Source organism: Natronosalvus caseinilyticus, assembly GCF_017357105.1.
Classification (GTDB): Archaea; Halobacteriota; Halobacteria; order Halobacteriales; family Natrialbaceae; genus Natronosalvus; species Natronosalvus caseinilyticus.
On the sequence record NZ_CP071596.1, the window covers coordinates 2,748,413 to 2,768,598 of the forward strand.

19 protein-coding genes, 1 tRNA gene and 2 pseudogenes are annotated in these 20,186 nt (G+C 62.2%); 13 read left to right on the forward strand and 9 right to left on the reverse strand.

Translation table 11 applies throughout. The annotated features are described in order from the left end of the window. Positions 1–77 precede the first annotated feature (77 nt). The gene (locus tag J1N60_RS13070; RefSeq protein ID WP_312908070.1) at positions 78–398 is read right to left on the reverse strand and encodes an antibiotic biosynthesis monooxygenase family protein; all 321 of its coding nucleotides are present in this window, start codon (positions 396–398) and stop codon (positions 78–80) included. A 168-nt stretch (positions 399–566) separates the two neighbouring features. Between J1N60_RS13070 and J1N60_RS13075 the strand changes: the two genes are divergently transcribed. Beyond that, positions 567–683, forward strand: coding sequence for an HVO_2523 family zinc finger protein (locus J1N60_RS13075; protein ID WP_305882003.1), 117 nt, complete (start codon positions 567–569; stop codon positions 681–683). A 120-nt stretch (positions 684–803) separates the two neighbouring features. Then, positions 804–1,331 (forward strand): response regulator transcription factor, encoded by a 528-nt coding sequence (locus tag J1N60_RS13080; protein WP_312908072.1) that lies wholly within the window; start codon positions 804–806, stop codon positions 1,329–1,331. An 82-nt stretch (positions 1,332–1,413) separates the two neighbouring features. Here the strand turns inward: J1N60_RS13080 and J1N60_RS13085 are convergent, their stop codons facing one another. Further along, entirely contained in the window at positions 1,414–2,211 is a 798-nt protein-coding gene (locus J1N60_RS13085) for a TVP38/TMEM64 family protein (protein WP_312908073.1), read from the reverse strand. A gap of 109 nt (positions 2,212–2,320) precedes the next feature. On the opposite strand from J1N60_RS13085, the gene J1N60_RS13090 reads away from it, so the two are divergent. Continuing rightward, positions 2,321–2,680, forward strand: coding sequence for a DUF5830 family protein (locus tag J1N60_RS13090; protein WP_312908075.1), 360 nt, complete (start codon positions 2,321–2,323; stop codon positions 2,678–2,680). Between the two features lie 124 nt (positions 2,681–2,804). On the opposite strand, the gene J1N60_RS13095 is transcribed toward J1N60_RS13090, so the two are convergent. Further along, positions 2,805–3,896, reverse strand: a complete 1,092-nt coding sequence (locus J1N60_RS13095) for a DUF7115 domain-containing protein (RefSeq protein ID WP_312908076.1) — start codon at positions 3,894–3,896, stop codon at positions 2,805–2,807. Between the two features lie 107 nt (positions 3,897–4,003). On the opposite strand from J1N60_RS13095, the gene J1N60_RS13100 reads away from it, so the two are divergent. Then, positions 4,004–4,156, forward strand: a tRNA-Met gene (locus tag J1N60_RS13100). A 488-nt stretch (positions 4,157–4,644) separates the two neighbouring features. Beyond that, positions 4,645–5,187, forward strand: coding sequence for a type III secretion system chaperone family protein (locus tag J1N60_RS13105; RefSeq protein WP_312908078.1), 543 nt, complete (start codon positions 4,645–4,647; stop codon positions 5,185–5,187). A gap of 173 nt (positions 5,188–5,360) precedes the next feature. On the opposite strand, the gene J1N60_RS13110 is transcribed toward J1N60_RS13105, so the two are convergent. Then, complete coding sequence (locus J1N60_RS13110; protein WP_312908080.1) at positions 5,361–6,482, reverse strand: sensor histidine kinase; 1,122 nt, start codon at positions 6,480–6,482, stop codon at positions 5,361–5,363. A gap of 246 nt (positions 6,483–6,728) precedes the next feature. Here J1N60_RS13110 and J1N60_RS13115 point away from each other — a divergent pair, with 246 nt between their 5' ends. Both J1N60_RS13115 and J1N60_RS13120 read left to right on the forward strand, forming a co-directional pair. After that, positions 6,729–7,385, forward strand: a complete 657-nt coding sequence (locus J1N60_RS13115) for a helix-turn-helix domain-containing protein (protein WP_312912585.1) — start codon at positions 6,729–6,731, stop codon at positions 7,383–7,385. A gap of 790 nt (positions 7,386–8,175) precedes the next feature. Further along, positions 8,176–9,531: a hemolysin family protein gene (locus J1N60_RS13120; protein WP_312908082.1), complete on the forward strand. Its 1,356-nt coding sequence runs from the start codon at positions 8,176–8,178 to the stop codon at positions 9,529–9,531. A gap of 53 nt (positions 9,532–9,584) precedes the next feature. Here the strand turns inward: J1N60_RS13120 and J1N60_RS13125 are convergent, their stop codons facing one another. Then, the gene (locus J1N60_RS13125) at positions 9,585–10,397 is read right to left on the reverse strand and encodes an AAC(3) family N-acetyltransferase (protein WP_312908084.1); all 813 of its coding nucleotides are present in this window, start codon (positions 10,395–10,397) and stop codon (positions 9,585–9,587) included. A gap of 128 nt (positions 10,398–10,525) precedes the next feature. Between J1N60_RS13125 and J1N60_RS13130 the strand changes: the two genes are divergently transcribed. Further along, positions 10,526–10,975, forward strand: coding sequence for a winged helix-turn-helix transcriptional regulator (locus tag J1N60_RS13130; RefSeq protein WP_312908085.1), 450 nt, complete (start codon positions 10,526–10,528; stop codon positions 10,973–10,975). A 165-nt stretch (positions 10,976–11,140) separates the two neighbouring features. Next, positions 11,141–11,779: an FAD-dependent oxidoreductase gene (locus tag J1N60_RS13135; RefSeq protein ID WP_312908087.1), complete on the forward strand. Its 639-nt coding sequence runs from the start codon at positions 11,141–11,143 to the stop codon at positions 11,777–11,779. A 47-nt stretch (positions 11,780–11,826) separates the two neighbouring features. On the opposite strand, the gene J1N60_RS13140 is transcribed toward J1N60_RS13135, so the two are convergent. Together J1N60_RS13140 and J1N60_RS13145 are read right to left on the reverse strand one after the other, a co-directional pair. After that, positions 11,827–12,414: an AsnC family transcriptional regulator gene (locus J1N60_RS13140; protein WP_312908089.1), complete on the reverse strand. Its 588-nt coding sequence runs from the start codon at positions 12,412–12,414 to the stop codon at positions 11,827–11,829. A gap of 85 nt (positions 12,415–12,499) precedes the next feature. Then, entirely contained in the window at positions 12,500–14,347 is a 1,848-nt protein-coding gene (locus J1N60_RS13145) for an asparagine synthase-related protein (protein ID WP_312908091.1), read from the reverse strand. 144 nt (positions 14,348–14,491) lie between these two features. On the opposite strand from J1N60_RS13145, the gene J1N60_RS13150 reads away from it, so the two are divergent. The 3 genes from J1N60_RS13150 to J1N60_RS13160 all read left to right on the forward strand — a co-directional run bounded on the left by J1N60_RS13150 (position 14,492) and on the right by J1N60_RS13160 (position 16,532). Then, the gene (locus J1N60_RS13150; protein ID WP_312908092.1) at positions 14,492–15,256 is read left to right on the forward strand and encodes an enoyl-CoA hydratase/isomerase family protein; all 765 of its coding nucleotides are present in this window, start codon (positions 14,492–14,494) and stop codon (positions 15,254–15,256) included. Positions 15,257–15,322: 66 nt separating this feature from the next. Continuing rightward, on the forward strand, positions 15,323–15,610 hold the full coding sequence (locus tag J1N60_RS13155) for a hypothetical protein (RefSeq protein WP_312908093.1): 288 nt from the start codon (positions 15,323–15,325) through the stop codon (positions 15,608–15,610). Positions 15,611–15,722: 112 nt separating this feature from the next. Next, on the forward strand, positions 15,723–16,532 hold the full coding sequence (locus tag J1N60_RS13160) for a hypothetical protein (RefSeq protein WP_312908094.1): 810 nt from the start codon (positions 15,723–15,725) through the stop codon (positions 16,530–16,532). A 101-nt stretch (positions 16,533–16,633) separates the two neighbouring features. Here J1N60_RS13160 and J1N60_RS13165 read toward each other — a convergent pair whose 3' ends face one another. Continuing rightward, a complete protein-coding gene (locus tag J1N60_RS13165) occupies positions 16,634–17,995 on the reverse strand; it encodes an Nre family DNA repair protein (protein WP_312908096.1) in 1,362 nt (453 codons plus the stop codon). A 330-nt stretch (positions 17,996–18,325) separates the two neighbouring features. After that, positions 18,326–19,588 (reverse strand): annotated as a pseudogene (locus J1N60_RS13170) (sensor histidine kinase); the annotation flags it as partial. 451 nt (positions 19,589–20,039) lie between these two features. Between J1N60_RS13170 and J1N60_RS20655 the strand changes: the two are divergent. Continuing rightward, positions 20,040–20,147: pseudogene (locus J1N60_RS20655) on the forward strand (DUF7567 family protein); the annotation flags it as partial. Between the last annotated feature and the right edge of the window lie 39 nt (positions 20,148–20,186).

Here is a 20,186-nt window from a genome sequence, read left to right on the forward strand (position 1 = left end):
TTTTCAGCTTTCCAGATTTCCGACGGTAGGTTCGACTTCGCGGGCGGCACTTCTCGAGCATTGGTACAGTCGATACACTACTCGGGCGGGTCAGCGGAGTCACCGAACCCGCTTTCATACGTTTCGATGACTTCCGTAATGGTGACTTCGTACGCGTCGTACCACTCGTTCCACCGTTGTTTCGCTCGATTGTGGTCTGCATCCGCGCCAAACGCCTCGAGCGCGTCGAGTGTCTCCCAGTAGTAGACGACGAGCACCTCACCACTTGCTGGGTCGTTCCACGTTCGTTTGCCCCGATACCCGTCCGTCTCTTCGGCAACGGCCTGGATCGAGTCGTTCAACTCGTGGAACTCCGCATCGTACTCCCCCGGATCTAGGCGAAACGTAACCAGGTACATCGATACCTGTATCCAGGCGTTCGCGGTCAAAAGGATTCGCCTTCGAGAACACGAGATGTGCTGAAGACACCCCCTACACTACGCACCGTCCACGCAAAGACGCGAGAAACAGCCTTCAACGGAGCAACCGACGGAACACTTAGCACGCCCGATGCCGAAACTCAGCCAATGACCGACGCTGGACCTGCGTGTCCCAGTTGCGGGGCCCACCTGTACAAACGTCACTGCAAGTACGTCTGTCCGCAACATGGCGTCGTCTACGACTGTTCCGATCCGTTTCGATAGTCCCACGTCGGCGGACGGCCCAGCGACTACGATACTCCCACGTCGGCGGACGACTCACCGACTGAGTTCACCGAAACGACTACCCCCTCGAGTGCCCCACGTTCTGACGATTCCCGTCGCATGGCCACCGAACCGACGATTCTCGTCGTCGACGACGAGCGCGACCTGGTCGACCTCTACGCGAGCTGGATGCGCGACAGCTACGCCGTTCGCACCGCCTACACGGGCCGCGGCGCACTCGAGCAGGTGAGCGACGAGGTCGACGTCGTGCTGCTCGACCGACAAATGCCCGATCTCACCGGCGACGAGGTCCTCGACGAACTCCGCCGTCGAGGCCACGACTGCTGGGTCATCATGGTTACCGCCGTCGATCCCGGACTCGACATCATCGATCTCGACGTCGACGACTACGTGACGAAGCCAGTCTCGCGAACGACGTTGACGCGCCTGATCGAAACCCTCCGCGCCAAGTCGCGGTACGGTCAGCACGGTCGTCGCGAGGTGGCGGCCCTCTCGAACAAGAAGGAAGCACTCGACGGGTCCCTCTCGATCGACGACCTCGAGGGAACCGAGCAATATCGACGCCTCGAGGCGGACTTACAGGAACTCGGTGACTCGATGGGAGAGGGGCTCGCCGAAGGCGAGTAGCGCAAATAGTGCAGGGATTCGTCGAGGGGATTAACACGAGTACCGAGAGACTCAGGTGACGTGAACGGAGACGCGTCTTGGCTCACTCGAGCGACGTCCTCGCCGTCGACCCAGTCCGGAGATGGCTGTAGATCGACGGTGCGAACAGTGCGACGGCGACGACCGCCGCCGACCCGGTAAGGACGAGCCCATGCTGACCGACCCCGTCGGCCAGGACGTCGTTCGTGAGCCTGGCCGCCGAGGCACCGACGAGAACGGCTGCGATCGTCCACGGCAGCTCGCCGAGGGCCGTTCCGACGACCAGGTGTCGAAGCCGGACCTCGCTGACGGCGGCGGCGGCCGTCGCGACGTCCGATGGAATCGGGGCGAGTCGCGACGTGACGACGCCGCGAACGGGGCCGACGGCGTCGTAGTACCGGTCGATAACGTCGCAACTCCGCCCGAGGATGCCGGCGAGCGGGCGTCCCTCGCCGGTCGACCAGTTGCTCCCCCCGACGAGCCAGCGAACCACGAGGAAGGTCGGAATTACGGTCAGCGAGACGCCGAGCAGGGCGACGGGGAGACCGAGAACTGCACCGTAGCCGTAACCGACCAGGACGGCGAGCGGCGTCGTCGGCCACGCGAAGAGGGGCCGGACAGTGTACAGAACGGCGACGGCGAGTCCGAACCGGTACGGATCGTCAGCGACGGATTCGAGCACGCCGACCGTGGCCGACGGCGAGACGAGCAGGCTCGCGAGGAGGACGAAACCCACGAGTACCGTCCCGAGGAGGGCTCGAGTGGTGATCGGCGACGCCATCGATTGGCCGGTGGTTCGAACGCCGGGGTTGAAACCTTTCTGTCTCGTGACGTTCTCCCGAGGTGATAGCAGCGGTTCCATTCCTTCTAATCTCCGTGTTCTTCGGTAACGAGAGCGCCAACCCGGGCGAGAGGGCCGAGCGTCGACACAACGTTTATCACTATCCACGGAACACTCGAGAGCGAGCACGATGGCCGAAGACGACCGCGTCGACCTCGGACTCGCTCTCCTCGAGCGACTCGAGCACGAGTCGCTCCCGCTCCCGGCGGTCGTCGACCGAATCGAGACGATCACTACGGATCCCGCAGTGACGCGAACGATTCTCGACGAGGCGGAACTGCGGGGCATCATCGACCGAGAGGACGGCATCGTTCGCGTGAAGAGTCGCCAGTACGTCCGGTTCGAAGAACAGGTCATCACCAAGGAGGGCGAGTTCTCCTGTCGCCGCTGTGGCGCCGGCCTCTCGACGGGTCACTTCATCAAACTCGAGGCCGGCGAACTCGGGCCGTTTGGCTCGTCGTGTATCAGGAAAGTCACGGGGCGGGAGTGAGGGCGATGATTACGTCAGAAACGCCGCCGTAACGCCATAACTTTCCGTTCGGTAGTTGCCATACAGTCGGTAGCTACTATAGTTTCGGTAGTTGCTATAGTTCCGATATCTTTGCCAGCAGCAGTTATCGACCCTGCCGAAGCTCCTCGATCAACTGCTCGATAGTCGCCTGTTGGGCCTCGAGCAACTCGGTCTGGGCCTCGACGGCCGACTCGAGCGATTCGATTCGCTCGAGCAGTTCCGGGTCGGCCGAGGACGAGTCCGCCGTCGACGTGTCCCGGACCACACCGACCGAGGATCGATCGGTCGCGCTCGACTCGTCGTGCAGGTCGCCGTCGGCGGTCTGATGCTGGGCTGCCTGCCCGGTACCCTCGTCTGCGCTTGACCCCAAATCGAAAGCACTCGAGGAGCCGAGTGGGTCGCTGGAGAGGTCGGTCTCGGTCGGTTCCTGGCTCGCGGCCGCCTCCTCACCGAGGTCGTCTGGTTCCGGCGGGTTCGCATCCAGCGGGTCGACGCCGATGCCGAAGTCGACGCCCGACGCCGACTCGGTCGTCGGTTCGTCCGCGTCGTCCTCGTCTGCCGCGAGGAGCGCGTTGAGTTCCTCGAGCGTCTCGACGTCGTGGAACGAACAGAGCGCGCGCTTGAGGCGTTCGGCGACCTCGTCGGCCTGGTCGTTCGGCGCTTTGATCCGCTGCTGGCGACCGTCCACCCCGAGAACGACCTGCGTGGCGACGCTGCCGTCCTCGAACGAGAGGTTCGTCACGTCGGCATAGTGGTACTGCTCGAAGTCGCTGTCCCAGACGGCCTCGCCGATGTGCTTGACGAGTCGGTCGCTCGTGATGATGAGGGTGAGTTCGCTGAAGCGGAACGTCTTGAGGACGGATTCGCCCGAGTCGGTGATGTCGTTGCCGGTGAGGACGCCGGCGAGCACGGGGTGGAGGACGTCGTCGGTTCGATTGGCGGGAATCGTGAACTCGCGTTCGCCGTCGAGGGCGTACTCGAGCGTAAATCGGGTCTTTCGGCGACCTTCCGAGAGCGTGAGGCGGTCGGCGTCGTGCGGGAACGCGTCGACGGATTCGTCGCTCAGCAGTCCTTCGGCGCGATAGATGATGGTCCTGGAGGGTGTGATGAACAGTTCGTCGTCACCACCGAGTGGCACTCGAGCGGCGATTTCCTCGCCCTCGAGCGTCGACTGGACGATACCGGGAACGGTCATGCACCGTGGTTCGTATGGGCTGGTGATAAATCCGTGGGTAGGGATTACACGCCGTCGGCGAATGGGAAGGTTAAAGAAACACAGCGCACAACCCGCTACTGCAGCAAGCCCGGGTGGCTTAGCTGGACATAGCGCCGCACTCATAGGGTTCAGAGATTCGGTGCGGTTTCGCCTTGGAAGCCTCCGTGTCCCTCGAGGACTCTGCCGAGCCTCGAACCTGGGACATGCGGAGATCGAGGGTTCGGAGCCCTCCCCGGGCATATTACTATTTGTACGGTGCCTACTATTACCGACCTCCGAGTTGTACATCCCCTCATCTGGAGCACAGGAGAATTAGCCTGATCCGACTTTCCTGCTACTTTCGCTCTGGCAGTCATGCTGTGACGACTCTCCGCGGACCATTTAATCGTAGAAGGACGCCGACTTCACCGTTCCCGAGTCCGACAGCGACCTCGCCGAATACCTCGTACTCAGCGATGGACGAGCCGTAGGTTCCGATGAGAAACTACTATTCGCGCCGTGGACAAATCGCGACCCTCTCGAGACCGCTGTCGACGTCGCACCTATCGGGAGGGTCCGTGGGACGTCGGCGACGGCCTTGCCCAGGGAGAGGGGCCCCGCGACTACAACCGTCATCGAATGCGGTCTTCCAGGAAGCCCGAGTATCGGTAAGTCCGTACGTTCTCGGAGTCGAAAAGTCGGCTCCTGCCAGGTCAGGCCTTTTTTGGCTCGAAGCCGGAGTCGAGTCATGACGACCCACGTGAGCGTCGAGCAGGTCAGGTGGTGGCTCGACGAGAACGCCATTCAGGACGTTACGCCTCACTCTCAGGAGGAAACGGAGTTCAACCTGCAGGTGACCCTCTCGCGCCTGCCGATACACCTCATCCAGGAGGAGAAGCGGGGTCCGATTCGGGTCGTCGGGCGTAGCGCGTTCGACACCGAACGGGCAAAGCGACTCATCCGCGAGGAGGAGTCGCGCACGGAGCTACTGACCCAGATCGGGCCGGTGCTTGCTGCGACGCCCGGGTTCTACACGTTCCTCGACGAGGAGGACCGCGCCTGTGAGCTTCGGAACGCCGAGGTGCTCCAGCTAGAGCACCGGATCTATCCCGGTGAGGCGACTCAGCAATCGTTGATGGACAGCGTGATGGGAATTGCCACCGGAATGCGCTACGTCCAGAACGTTCTGGCGGCGACACACCCCGGGTCATCGGCGAGATCCGATGAATCCACTAACGAGGGGACCTCAGAATCGGATACACCGTCCACCGACGAAACGGACGCGGACTGATATCCTTCGTTTTGCCAAAAAATGCATGGGTCGATGAACCTCTTTCGTACTCACGACGCTCTTGATTGCAGATTCCGAAGCCTTTGGACGTGAAACGGGCTGCCACGTACGGCGTTACGTCGTTCACTTGCAGCGGAGCTACCGGCTCGAGCGGGTGCTCCGTCGTCTGGAATTCACATCTCGCCGTTTGCCGCCGGGAGAGCGACCGAAAACGTCGAGCCCTCCCCAGGCTCGGAATCGACCTGAATGTCACCGTCGTGGCGCTCCGCGATTCGCTTACAGACCGCGAGGCCGATGCCGGTTCCCGAGACCTCGTCTTCGCTGTGAAGCCGCTGAAAAATTTCGAAGATGCGTTCCGTCTCGTCCGGATCGATTCCGACCCCCTCGTCGCGAACCGAGACGAGCCAGCGGTCGCCGTTCCGTTCGGCCGTCACGTCGATGACCGGCGGTTCGTCGCCGCTGTACTCGAGCGCGTTCGAGATGAGGTTCTGGAAGAGCTGACGAAGCTGGCTCGGATCGCCCTCGACGCGAGGGAGGTCGTCCACCTCGAGATCGGCGTCGTGCTCTCGGAGCTTGAGCTCGAGGTTTTTGCGAACGTAAGCGAAGACGTCGTCGAGGTCGACCGGTTCGAACGGTTCCCGTTGCGTCTCGACGCGCGAGTACTCGAGGAGGCCGTCGATCATCGCTCGCATTCGCTCCGCGCCGTCGACGGCGTACCCGATGAACTCCTCGCCGTCCTCGTCGAGTTCGTCGGCGTAGCGACGTTCGATCAACTGGAGGTAACTGGTGACCATTCGAAGCGGTTCCTGAAGGTCGTGGGAGGCGACGTACGCGAACTGCTCGAGTCGCTCGTTCGATCGCTCGAGTTGTTCGTTCGTCTCCTCAAGTTGGTCCTGGACTCGCTCGAGGGCTCGATTCCGTCGCTCGAGTTCGAGGGCGTTCGTTTTGGCCCGGGCGGCGTAGGTTCCGACGCCGAACCCGGCGACGCAACTCAGCGCGGTGAGAACGGCGAGCGACCGTCGAGGGTCTTCGAGTCCCATATCCGGTTGCGCGTGATAGACCCCCAGAATACCGAGCATGCCGCCGATTCCGAGAAGCGACCAGCCCGCGACGGACGAGTAGAATCGACGGTCGACGGACGACACCGGGAGACGGTACCCGCCGACGAAGACGACGAGGCCCGACCCGGCGATAAACGAGAAAACCACGAACGCGGACCCGAGCGACGTTCCCTCGGACACCACCGTGACGAAGTACGCGGCGCCGACCAGGACGTACAGGAGACCGAGCCCCATCACCGTGTATCGTCCTATTACCTCTCCACGTAGACGAGACGAAATCGACATCGTAATGCGCTGGGGTTGGGCACGGTATCAGTTAACGATGTATGTCTGTTGTTTTATCTTACGCCGTGAATGCCCGACGCGGAGGCGGTAAAACGGAGTAACCTATCTCCGAACGAGATAGTCCTCGAACGATGATAGCGGGAACACCTACCGCTATCAGAAGCCGTCTATATGCGGTTGTGGTGAATGTCGATGATGACGACAGTCGCCGAACTCGAGGTCCCCGCCGGCCACTTCGCTGCAGCGACCGCGTTCGAGCGCATCCCGTCGCTCGAGCTCCAGTTTGCAGGGGTGGTCGGAGAGGGCCCGCCACTCGTGTGGGTGTCGGGGGCGAGTCGTAACGAGATTCAGGAGGCGCTCGAGGCAGATCCGACGCTCTCAGTGCTCGCCAGTCTGACCGACGCCAGCCGCGAACGCTGGCTCTTTCGCCTCGAGTTCGATTCGCCGATCACGCAGTTCCAGGAAGTGATCGCCGATCACGGTGGAGCCATCCTCGAGACGACGGGGGCGGACCACCACTGGACGATCGAACTGCTCTTTCACGATCGACAGTCGCTGTCGGCCGCGCACGACGAACTGCTGGATCAGGAGTTCTCCGTCTCAGTGCGTCGTATGACGGAACTCGACGGCGACCTCAGCGAGGAGACGCCGCTCACGGAGACCCAGTACGAGACGATCGTCACGGCTCACGAACTGGGCTACTTCGACGTGCCCCGGAAGGTGACCCTGAAAGAGCTCGCGGACGAACTCGGCATCTCTCACCAGGCGCTGTCGGAACGATTGCGGCGAAGCCACGCGGCGCTCGTAAGTGCCAAGCTGTCCGATGGAGACCAGCGAAAGGTCGATCTCTGACTGCTCACCTCGACTATTCGACTCTCTCCGCTCGTGTATCACGCCCGTAGCTCGAGTGACGAGACGCTCGAGATGCATACGATGAGTGACTACCATCGAACATCGTCGACCAATGCGGGGTTTGATCGACGGATCGCGGACGTGCGGGTTCGATTAGGGTTCCTGCTTCGAGTACCGCCAGAGGTGCATGTCTCGAGTACCGTCAGTCGTACTCCGTTTCGAGCATCGCCAGTGGAACCCGTCTCGTGTACCGCCAGTGATCAACCGAATAGTTCTACACCGACGCACCCATATAATTCTGACAAACATTCATTTATTTAGGCAATTATATCTTATATAGCCTAAAAATACGATCTTATTGCCAATTTTGCTCATTAAATCGGTTTTATAATGAGATCTGCCCAATAGTAGATCGTCGACGGGATCCCCCGCCGACTGAGGAATCGACACATCAACGACCCCTGTGAGTGCAAATGGCTCACGAACGTCCCAGTTCGGGTGCCAAGTGACACTGTACTGTGTCATGGTGGATCACTCATGCTCGAGTCGGCCACGCCTCGCGGCCATTCGTGGCTGTGTGGTCGCCGACGTGGCCGATTTCTGGAAAGAGTCCGCATCGGTAGCTGTCTCGAGCGTCGTTCAATGGCTGATCCAAACAAGGGACGCATTTCTAGGGAATTAACTGCTCGAAGCTCATAGATGGTGATATGCACGATCCTGGCCCGTACAGTGGTCGCCTCATTCGCGACTCGAGCACCCAGCCCGATGCGGGAACGTCATGGAGTCGTCGATGGTAGACGTCGCCCTCTCCGTCGGTCGACTCCTCGTCGCGTTCGTCCTGGTCTTCCTGAACGGATTTTTTGTCGCCGCAGAGTTCGCGTACGTTCGGATTCGAGCGACAGCCGTCGACGCGCTCGTCGAGGAAGGTCGTTCGGGGGCAGTCCTCTTACAGGACGCGATGGACAACCTGGACGATTACCTCGCCGTGACACAACTCGGCATCACCATCTCCTCGCTTGGACTGGGCTGGATCGGCGAACCGGCCGTGGCGGCCCTGCTCAAGCCCGTACTGTCGCCGGTCTTGCCCGAGGGGCTGATCCACCTCGTCGCCTTCGCCGTCGGGTTCAGTATCATCACCTTCCTGCACGTGGTCTTCGGCGAGTTGGCCCCGAAGACGATCGCGATCGCCGAGGCAGAACGCGTGGCGCTGATCGTCGCCCGGCCGATGAAACTCTTCTACTACGTCTTTATCCCCGGACTCGTCGTCTTCAACGGGACGGCTAATTTCTTCACGCGGCTCATCGGCATCCCGCCGGCCTCCGAGAACGAGGAAGTGCTGACCGAAGAGGAGATTCTCGCCGTGCTGTCAACGGCTGGCCGAGAGGGCAACATCGAGATGGAGGAAGTCGAACTAATCGAGCGCGTGTTCGACTTTGACGACCTCTCGGTTCAGGCGGTCATGGTTCCACGGCCGGACGTGATCACCATCTCCGCGGACACGCCGCTTCCGGCCGTTCGGTCCAGGATCATCGAAGAAGGCCACACCCGGTACCCAGTGATCGATCCCGACACCGACGATCAGATCGAGGGCTTCCTCGACGTGAAAGACGTTCTCCGCGTCACCCACGAGAACCGCGACGCCGACGCGCTAACGGCCGGCGACGTCGCCCGGGAGATGCTCATCTATCCGGAAACCGGTTCGGTCACCGACCTCCTCGAGCAGATCCAGCGCGAACGAAAACAGATGGTCGCCATCGTCGATGAGTGGGGCGCGTTCGAGGGCATCGTGACCGTCGAGGACGTCGTCGAGGAACTCGTCGGCGACATTCGCGACGACTTCGACGTGGCCACGAACGAACCGTCGGTCGATCGGCGAGCCGACGGCACCTACGTCGTTGACGGCGGATTCACGGTCTCGAGGCTCAACGAGACGCTCGAGACCGCATTCGAAGCCGACGGCGTCGAGACTGTCGGTGGGTTGATCCTGTCTCGAGCGGGTCGCGTTCCGGACGTCGGTGACGAGTTCGAGGTCGAGGGGTACGAGTTCGCCGTTGCGGCAGTCGAGGGGACACGTATCTCACAGGTCGAGGTCAGGGACGCAGGAGCGGAGTCCGCCGAATCCACGGAAGATTCGAGCCTCGAGTGATCGACGGGAGCGCGTGGTCGATTCTCGAGGTCTCGCGTCGGTGGTGGAGCGCGTTACCGATTCGCCTCGAGCCAGCCGACGGCGAAGTCGATCATCGCTCGCTGGGGAATCAACCGCGCGTCGGCAGCACCGACCGATCCGCGTCGGACGCTCGAGTCGTGTTCGTCCTCGAACGCGTCGCCGAGGGTCGCGAAGTCGCTGGCGTCGGTTTCGATGTCCTGGAAGGTGACCGATACTGGTTCGCCGTCCTCGAGAACGGTGGCGACGTTGTCGGTCCTCGACCGATCGATGTCCGCCCGGTACTCGGCGAGGTGGAGGGAAGTGTTGGCACTGTGGTCGACTCCCAGCAGGAGGATCGAGCCGGCGCGGTCGTAGACGCTAGCCAGCGGTGAACGCTCCCCCAGGCCGTTATCGAACGCGTGGTCGGCGACGATAGATTCGGCGTCGGCACCCCAGGCCGCGAACGAGACGGTCGGGTGCTGGCTCCGATAGACGTCGGGGTACGATCGAAAACACTCCGGAACCGCGCCGACGCCGCGTGTAGGCGTGGTCTTCGGTCGATAGGGTGGTCGCTCCGCTCGAATCGTGTCGATCCAGTCGTCGGGAACGGGTGGATTCGACCAGACGGCCGGATCGCCGTACTGTCCGGAGTGGGTCGGCATAACGAGCGTCCCCGCCTCGGTTACGGCGGACATGAGCGCGTCGACGACGGTCTGGGCGTCCACGCAGACCCACCCGAAGGAGCTGAGCGAAGAGTGGACGAGCACTGTCTCGCCTGCCGTCAGCCCGAGCGCCCGGAGGTCCTCGACGAGCGACGACACTGTCACGGGTTCGTCCACTGCGTCGATCGCATCTCGTTCAGACATGATTCGTCTCACACACAGGAATCATTTGAGTGTTCGGACGCGAACCAGAGCAGAGACCACGGCCCAGTAGGACTCAATAGTTCGCTATACATCCAGGAGTTTAATACTACAGAATACGTAGTGGTCGTATGGCCAATTCAGATCCCATCACGGACGCGCTCGAAACGATCCTCGACGTTCCGGCGCCCGAGGCCCTCGAGTCGGCGACCGACGTGAGAGAAGTTCCCGAGGGGGTGGAAACGGCAGGCGGAGAAGAAGCGACCGACGAGTCGCCAGCGAAACCGGACGTTCTCTCGCTCCTGGAGCACCGACACGCCCTCTCGATTCTGCGGGCGATCACGACTGCGGGCGGACCGAGTCGTTTCTCCGAACTCGAGGACGTGGTTCCGGCCTCCCCGAACACCCTCTCCGCGCGCCTCTCTGAGTTCGTCGACGCCGGACTGCTCGAGCGAACCGCCTACGACGAGGTTCCTCCGCGCGTCGAGTACGAACCGACCGACGCCGGGGCGACACTCGCCCCGCTGTTCGTCTACCTCCGCCTGTGGGAGAGTCGATACGGCGACGAACTCGAGGGGTAAGCGGGCCCGGAAACTCGAGGGGGAACCAGGTTCCCGAATCCCGAAACTCGAGGCCTGAACGAGGCCCCCAGAACACGAGGCGTTAGCGAGAGCATCGACGGCTCGAGACCTGAAACCGCCGCGGGGAAAGGAACTTCTTTGAGGCACCCGCCGGTACGGTCCGGTATGGAAGGCACGGCCGTTACCGTCGAGTCCGTCACCGAAGTGGGACCGTCGACCGTCGCACTCGAGCTCGCGACGCCCAAAGCGTTCGAGGCGCTCCCCGGGCAGTTCGTCCTCCTCCGAGCGGCACCCGAGGGCGAGGAGGTCGCGCGCCACTACACACTCTCGTCGCCGACGGTCGAGGAGACGTTCGAGATCACCGTCGGGGTCGACCCCGACGGCGAACTCGCGCCGTGGCTCGCCTCCCTCGAGGGCGGCGAAACGGTTCACGTCGAGGGCCCGTTCGGAACGATCGCCTACGAGGGCGACGGTGACGTCGTGGCGATCGCCGGTGGACCCGGCATCGGCCCTGCGGTCGCCATCGCCGAGGCTGCCCAGAGGGCCGGCCACGACGCGACCGTCATCTACCGGGACGACGAACCGGCCCACACCGAGCGACTCGAGGCGCTCTCGGAAGCGGGGGCGACCGTCACGGTACTCGAGGCGGACGACGACGAGGATCTCGAGTCGGCCGTCGACACACACCTCGAGGACGGGCGGTGCTACGTCTTCGGGTTCGCCGACTTCGTCGACCGGGTCGCCGAGGCAATCGATGCCGCCGGCGGGGATCCGGACGAGGCACGCATCGAAAACTTCGGGTAAGCCCGGTTCTCTCGGCTCTCGCAGGTTTGCGTGAATTCTCGACCGAGTTACGCAGACTCACTGATCGTCGCGCTCTCTTCGAACGCGGACCGGCAGGACGGACAGCAGAAGTGGTAGCGGTCGTCGTCGATGGTGATCGAGACGCCGTCGTCCGTCACCCGATTCGAACACTCGTCACATGTGAAAGCGAGATCGGAGGAGGCAATCGACGGGGACCAGTGGCAGTCCTCGAGCAGGTGAACCCGGTAGCTGTCGAGGGACTCGAGGTCGACCGCGTCGGCGAGCACCGCTCGGATTCGTGCCTGGGAGATGGTAGCGGTCGCGAGGACCCGGCCGTCCGCCGTCGCGAAGACGTGTTCGAACTCCTCGAACGAGGACAGCCGATCGGCGATTCCGTCGTCTGCGTCCGGCGAGAGCGTACAGTCGATCAGTACCTCGGTCCCCGCAGAGACGGTCGATCGGTCGACGTCGACAGTAAAGCCATCTATCACGCCCAGATCGACGAGCCGGTCGACTCGGTTGGACACCGTCGGCGCGGAGACGTCGATCCGTTCGGCGATCTCGCTGTAGGGCTGGCGGGCATCCGCGACGAGGTGGTGGAGGATCTCGATGTCGATTTTATCCAGGGTACGCATATCCATAAATTGCAGACTCCAGTATTACAATTTTCGGATTCTACAGAAGCATCATAGTTGTCCATGCAGAAACGATACGTCGGACTCAGGCAAAGACGGCGTCCTCTCTCGACTCGAGGACGCTCTTTCGATCTGTCGAGGAGAGGTCGTCGACGATAGAAGTGATCGCGAAGATGCGGTAGACGGCGTATTTCTCCCGATCGTTAGCGGTATCGAGGAATCGATGTAGTTCGTCAGTATCGAGTCCAACGTCTACCCCTTCGATTCGATCGACCTGGCGGCGGATGCAGTCGATAGTGTCGGCATCGAGGTCTGAATCCGTATCGAGGTCGTTGACGGCTTTGATGATCGGCTTGAGCGTCTCCAGGACGGCGGGATATCGCGAGAGTACGTCGTCGAGGAGGGCCGCTGCCACGTGGCGTCTCGAATTGACCGGAGCACCGTAGACGGCGTGGGTTCGACTCGCCGCTTTCGGCGACAGCGCCTCGAGGAACGAGCGGTAGAGGTTGTACCGTCGTTTCTGTTCTGGCGGACAGTTCATCGCATAGCGGAAGAACGGGAGCGAGTAGAACGGGGTGTCGCTCCAGAAGAACAGTCGGTTTCGGTCTTCGCCCTCGAAGAGAAAGTTCGCGGCTCGTTCGTAGAGCAGAAAGTGGGTGTAGAGGCCGTCGACAGTCGTTTCGGGGTAGGTTTGGACGTGGTCGCGAACGCTCCGTCTGATCGCGTCTTCGGAGACGCGAGTGATTCGAGACACCTGACCGATGTCCAGGATGGAATTCTCCTCGACGATGTAGTCGACGAGGGCGTCTCTGTGAACCGAACCCGTGGGAGTCAGGTCCGGGAGCACCTTGTCACCGCCGTCGCCCGTGATGTAGGCAATCGACGCCCCGTAGTCAGCTTCGAGATGGCGCAAGAAGGTGAGGACGAAGGACGTCATGAGACCGATGTGGCCGTTTTTCGTCTTCACGAGCGTGTCGAGGTCGGCCCCTCGAGGCTGGCCGACGTCGTACGTTCGCCAGTCGACTTCGAAGTCCGCGGCTAGCTCCTGAGCTATGTCGACATCCGAGACGGGAACGTACTCGGGAGACTCCATCGTCGCCGCCTCGACCGGACAACCCGCGGCGTGGTAGCCAGCGAGTACCGACCGCGAGTCGAGACCACCGCTCAACGAGATGAGATCCGTGTCGAAATGACCTGCACGACGCTCACATGCCTGAACGAACCGGGTCGCCAGTTGAGTAGCGTTCTGTTCTCGGCTCCGGTGGGCGTGCGCCGGGTCGTCGAAGGAGAACGTGTACACCGAATGCGTGCTCGTTTCGATGGGGTCGGTTCGAACGCGAACGAGCGACCCCGGTCGGAGACGACGCACGTTCTCGACGAGCGTTCGGTTCCCCAGGGAGTAGCCGAAGAGAAGACACTGTGCGGCTCCCAGACGATCGAATGCCACGTCGACGGACTCGAGCACGTACCGAAGCTCTCGCGAGAAGACCATAGACTCCGCGTCGGCGTAGAAGTACGTGGGTAACCGACCGAGAACGTCGTTACACAGGGCCAGTTCGCCAGTTTCGGTATCGAGGACGGTCAATACGAACGCGCCGTCGACCGATAGCATCCAATCGCGAAGCGCTTTGAACCCGTCGTCGATATCGCCGGTGGCGATCTCGTCCTCGAACAACAACGGCGCAACCCGTTCGAGTTCCTCGCGACGGTTCTCATCGGGTACGTCGTACAGTTTCCCCTCGAATCGAATTCGATATCGTCCGCGTTCGAAACTGTCGATTGGGTATTCGGAATACGCCGTGTGTCCCAACTGGACGATGCCCTCGTCGTAAGTAACGGTCGCCTCGAGCCGATCGGTGTGACGGAGCGACTCGAGCGACGCCGCGAACGGTTCCTCGTCTGAGCGCCCAATTCGACCGGTGAGCCCTACCATAGGTCAGAAATCCAGACAACCACATATGGTTATTCGTTGGATGGAGACTGGTAGGCGTTCGTTACTGTCCTCCAGCCTGTCGCGTCCCCGGCCGTCGAGCGTTGAACGCATACCGTTAAGCGCCTCCTGGCGAATGCTCGAGGCATGCAGGTAGACGATACAGGCGACGTCGTTCGGATCACGTTCGATCGACCCGACGTGCTCAACGCCTTCTCGACGGAGACGGCCGTGACGCTCGCCGAGGCGATAGCCGACGTGTCGCCGGCTGACCACCACGCCGTCGTCCTAACGGGCGAAGGAACGGCGTTCAGCGCTGGTGGCGACATTCAGGCGATGGCCGAGCGGCGGGAGGGACCACAGGAGGCGTTCAACCGAATCACCGAGACGTTCGGCCGGGTCGTCGAGGAGATGCTCGAGTGCCCGGTGCCGACCGTCGCGAAGGTCAACGGCGACGCCGTCGGCGCCGGCCTGGCGATCGTCGCCCTCTCGGACTTCGCGTACGCCGTCGAGGACGCGACGTTCTCGTGTGCGTTCGTGCGTGTCGGGCTGATTCCCGACACCGGCGGGACGTTTCTCCTGCCGAAACTCGTCGGGTTGCGCACGGCGAAGGAACTCGCTTTTACTGGGAAATTCTTCGACGCCGACGAGGCAGCCGACCTCGACCTGATAAACGAATCCGTCGACCCCGACGACCTCGAGGAGCGCGTCGAGGAGACCGTGGATCGACTCGGACGTCGACCGACCGAAACCATCGCGCTGATGAAGCGGGCAATGCACGAAAACCTCGGTCGCCACTGGGGTGAGGCCCTCGAGTACGAGAACCTGTTGCAGGTGCAGGCGTACACCTCCGATTCCCACGAGGAGGGCGTATCGGCCTTTCTCGAGGGAAGAGAGCCGGATTTCGACTGATCTTCTCGAGTGCCTGCAGCGGCAGGCAGCAGACCCTTCATCGATTTCGTGGACTGGTCGAGTGCAATGGCACGAAACCTGACAGAGGACGACATCGGCAAGACAGTGGTCAACGCGAACGGCGAAACGATCGGCATGGTTTCCGCCATGCAACACGGCACGGCCCACGTCGAACCGGACCCGGGAATGACGGATACGATCAAGGCGAAACTCGGCTGGGGCGACACTAACGAAGACACCTACCCCCTCCAGGAGAGCGCCATCGAGCGAGTCACCGACGACAAGATCCACCTCCGATCCGACCTCGGTGACACGACCGGCACGAGAGGAACGGACCGCGGAACTGACCTCTAACCGGTTCGAACCAGGTTCCGATCGTTTTTTCCGTCGTCCATGGCGTGTCAAGAGATAGCACGCGCATGCAAGGTCCACTTGCATCCGTGTGCCGCCCGTTGATTCGAGCGCTATGTCCGCAAGATTTACGCCAGAGGACGTCGGTAAGCGTGTCATCAACGAGCACGGCGACGACGTCGGTATGGTCACTGACGTCGAGGGCGCTACTGCCTACGTCGAGCCCGACCCGGGGATCACCGACAGCATTAAGGCCGCCCTCGGCTGGGGGTCGCCGAGCGACGAAGCGATCACGCTCGAAGAGTCCGACGTCTCCGACGTGACCAGCACGGAGGTTCACCTCCGGAGTCCGGGCGCGATGGGAGCCGGCGATGTCGGTGACTCGAGCGGTCACGAGATGGAGATGGGGTCGGGGATGGAGACGGGATCGGGGATGGAAGCGGAACCGAAGACGGAGACCAGGACCGATGTCGACGAACGAGAGCCGATCGAGGAGGGACCGGGGAGTCGGGAGACGGAACCGAACCGGTCGGAACCGGATCGAACCCGTGGTCTCGACGAGGGTCACGGCCGAGTCGACGAGGAGGACACGGAGAAGGTATTCGAGCAGGACGAAGACCTGTTCGACGAGGGCGACGGGGTCTTCGACGACGAGGAATCAGCGGTCGACCCCGACTCGAGGTCGAAGACGCCCGACCAGCACCACGGCGGCCTCGCGCGGGAAGGTGACGAACCCGGCCGCGAACGAGGTACAGACGAGCGAAGCATAGACGACGCGAGCGGTGACAGCGCCAGAAAACGGAAGGCGGAGGAGATGGATGCCGTTTCAGATTCCGAGGGCGACCTCGGTGAGGAAGAGGACGACCGGCGACACCGTGGGAAGCGACGGAGCACCGAGGACGAGGACGACGAGCGGATCGTCTGAAACGTCAGATTCGAGATCAGAGGGCTGAGATCAGAGGACTGAGCCCTCGGATCGAGACCTGAGACCACCACCGAATCGGCCAGAACCGGCGTGGTCCCCGCTCACTCCCGCCCGGAAAACGCTGCCAGACTCGACTGCACGCCCGCCGCCAGTTCCGACTTTCGCCGTAACCGATCGAGTGAGACCGGCAATTGCTGAGCGACCGTTGCGACGGCGTCGTGGAACGTCTCGGCAGTCCCGTACTCGCCGGCGAGGTTCGCTCGGTTGCCGTCCTCGCCCTCGAGCCCGTTTGCGGCCCCCGGCGCGCTCTCGAACGCGTTCCGAACGCTCTCTCTGACCTGCCAGACCCCTACTGGCGCCCAGTAGTCGTCGCTCACCTCCCGAAGCACCAGACACTTTGCCTGGCGTCCGACCGACTCGAGGTGCTCGAGGACGCCCAGTCGGGCGGCGTAGTACGCGCCCGCCGTTTCCTCGACGTAACTCGAGCGGCCCTGATAGCCCTCCGAGGCGCTGGCCATCCAGATTCCGGCGCCCGGATCGGGGTTCCAGATGCTTCCCGGTGCCTTCATTTCGACGAGTTCGAACTCCCAGGTGCCGGGCGCGAGGATCACCCAGTAGCGGTTTCCGACGTACTCGTTGGCCCAGACCTGTACCTCGTCGATGCTCGGAGCGTTCCGGATCCGGCCACGGAGGTACTGCCCGACGGTGTCGTCGACGGCGGTAATCGACCATCTGGTGGGGACGAGTCGCCGCTGGGCGGCCTCACCGAGGGCTCCCGCCGAGAGGATCGAGTTGATTTCGTAGACGTCGAACCCGCGCCGGTAGAGGTAGGTCATCGCCCCCTGAGCCTGCCAGTCGTCGTCCTCGAGGGTCTTCTTGACGGGCCGGGGAACGTGCGGGTTCTCGGTCAGGCCCGCGGAGCGGGCCGCCGCCCTGGGACCGCGGGGGGTCGCCACGTCGGTGCCTGCGTCGAAGCCCAGGTCGGGTTTGCCCTCGAGACCGATCTCGAGGTCCACCGGTCGATCGGCGATTGCCACCTCGCGCTGGACGCCGACGAAGCCGTCCCAGACGTCCTGGACGGAGGGAGCGAGTCGGCTGGCGATGCCCGGTGCGTCGACGTTGGCACGCTTGTTCGAGTTCAGGAGGCCGGTCCGGCGCTGGAGGACGTCGTCGATCCCGTAACCCTGCCGGTACCAGTTCCCGTCGGTGACGTAGGATTCGGCGTCGTCCTCGTCGCCGACCGGCGAGAGCACGCCGACCGGGATGTCGGGGTAGTTCGATCGCCCGACGAAGATGGAGGGCGCGGTTGAGCCGACGAGGGTGTCACCCGAGAGCGCCCGCTCGAAGTTGCGTTCGAAGTCCTCGAGGTGGTCCGTGATGGCGTAGGACTTCTCCTTCGCGAGGCGCCGGCGCTCGGCCTCCTCGTCGGGCTCTAACTCCTCGATGTAGTCGTCGAGGCGCATTCACTTCAGGTAGGGACGGCGAGGGTTTGAATGTTCGTCTCGGGGTTCCGGACGGTGTGGTTTCACTCTCGATGGGCGGTCGTCGAACCCCTGAAATGTCTCGTCGAGTGGTCGTCGAATTCCTAGGCAGGTTTGATTTAGACCCCCCCCCTCCACGTTCTTCAGGGCATGAAGGAGGGCAGGCGTGCTGCATATAGAGAATGGGTTCAGCACGGTGATGGATTGTTTCGTGCCGAATCCAATGAACCACCGGCCCCGTAGACCTGCTTACTGAACAGTCGGTGTAGTGTGGAATGCGAGGTCAAAAATCGAGTCGTCTACGCTACGGAATTACGCGTCGGAAAGCGTGAACGAGAACGTCGCTCCCTCGCCGGGGTTCGAGTCAACCCAGATCTCACCGCCGTGCCGTTCGACAATCCGCTCACACACCGCCAGTCCGATGCCAGTTCCATCGTACTCCTCGTGGCTATGCAGTCGATTGAAGACCTCGAAGACGCGATTCGTGTCGCCGGGATCGATACCGATTCCTTCGTCGTGCACCGAGATGATCCACTCATCTCCCGTTTCCTCAGCCGAGATGTGAACGCGTGGAGGATCGTCACCGCTGTATTCGATTGCGTTCTTCAGCAGATTCTGGAACACTTGCCGGAGCTGGTTCGCGTCACCCTCGACTTGCGGAAGTGACTCGGACGTCACGTCGGCGGCGCTTTCTTCGATCCGCAACTGCAGGTCTTCAAGGACATCGGTTAGGATCGAATCGAGATCGGTCGGTTCGAGCGGCTCGCCCGACGTCTCGATGCGTGAGTACTGAAGCAGTCCGTCGATCATCCTCCGCATCCGGTCGGCTCCATCGACGGCGAATTCGAGGTAGTCCTCGGCGTCTTCGTCAAACGCGTCACTATAGCGACGCTCGAGCAACTGCAGATAACTCGACACCATTCGGAGTGGTTCCTGGAGATCGTGAGAGGCGGCGTACGCGAACTGTTCCAACCGTTCGTTGGACTCCTCGAGGTCGGCGACTAACTGTTCGAGTTCCTCCTGGGACTGATGTCGGTCGATCGCCTCTGCGAGAATGTTCGCAACACTCTGGACGAAGGTCACGTCCTCCTCGGAGTACTCCCGCTGTTCGATGTCGTGGGTGCCGAGGATACCCCACGGGTCGTCGAACGGCCCGATGATGGTGCTGAGACCGCTCTTGACGTCGTGGCTCGTCAACAACTCGGGGCCGCTAAAGCGTGATTCCGTCTCGAGGTCTTCGACGACGATCGGGTGATTGTTCGCCAGCGTGTAGGCCGCCTGGGAGTCCGCTTCGACCGAAGAGACAGTTGCCTCGCCCACGATTCCGTCGTGCCAGCCGACGCCCTGGCGGAGCAAGAGTTCCTCGGCGTCCGGGTCGAGGTCGAGCACCTTGCAGTACTCGTTGTCGAGGACGTCTGCCACCTGACGTGCCGCCCGGTCCATGAGTTCATCCAGGTCGTCGGTTTCGAGTGCGAATTGCCCGAGATCCGCCACGATCTGTTGCTGATTGGCGCGGCGTTCAAGTTCGCGTTCGCGTTCCCTGCGGTCGGTGACGTCGGTAATGAGCCCTTCGAGCTCGGTAGCTGGCTGCCACCAGACGCGTCCATTGTCGCCTACTTTCTTGGTTTCCAGCCGACCGTGGTCGACGAGGCACTCGAGGCGCTCGTAGGCCTTCCGACGGTCGAGGTTGATCTGGTCGGCTACCTCGGCCGTCGTCCTGGGCGCTCCTCCCACTTCGAAGAGAGCAAGGGTTTCTTGAAGTACGCCCGTCAACTGCGAGTCAGTCATTACTTCAGTTTATCACGATGCCGGTGGATAAATTTTCCGCTGGTGGAGGGACATCGTCCGTTGGAGAGATTTGAAGGCACACGTATCGCTTCGACAGTGTCCTCTCGAGTTGAGAGCCACTCATCAAACCCGGGAGTTCCACGATTCGAGTTCCTCGATACCGAGGTCCAGGAGCGACGCGTCACCACGGAATTTGGCGATTACGATGCCTCGAATTCCAAGAACCGATAGAGGTTGCGGCTACGAAGATGCCATCCCCGTCTGCTTCGACAGAGATACGGCCTGGAATGTTCATATCGCCGAGAAGGTGCGTCGCGACCTGCCTGACGGGTCGGCAAGGGTGAAAGCAGTCCGGATTTCCGAGAGCTGCACGCGTTTAGCGGAT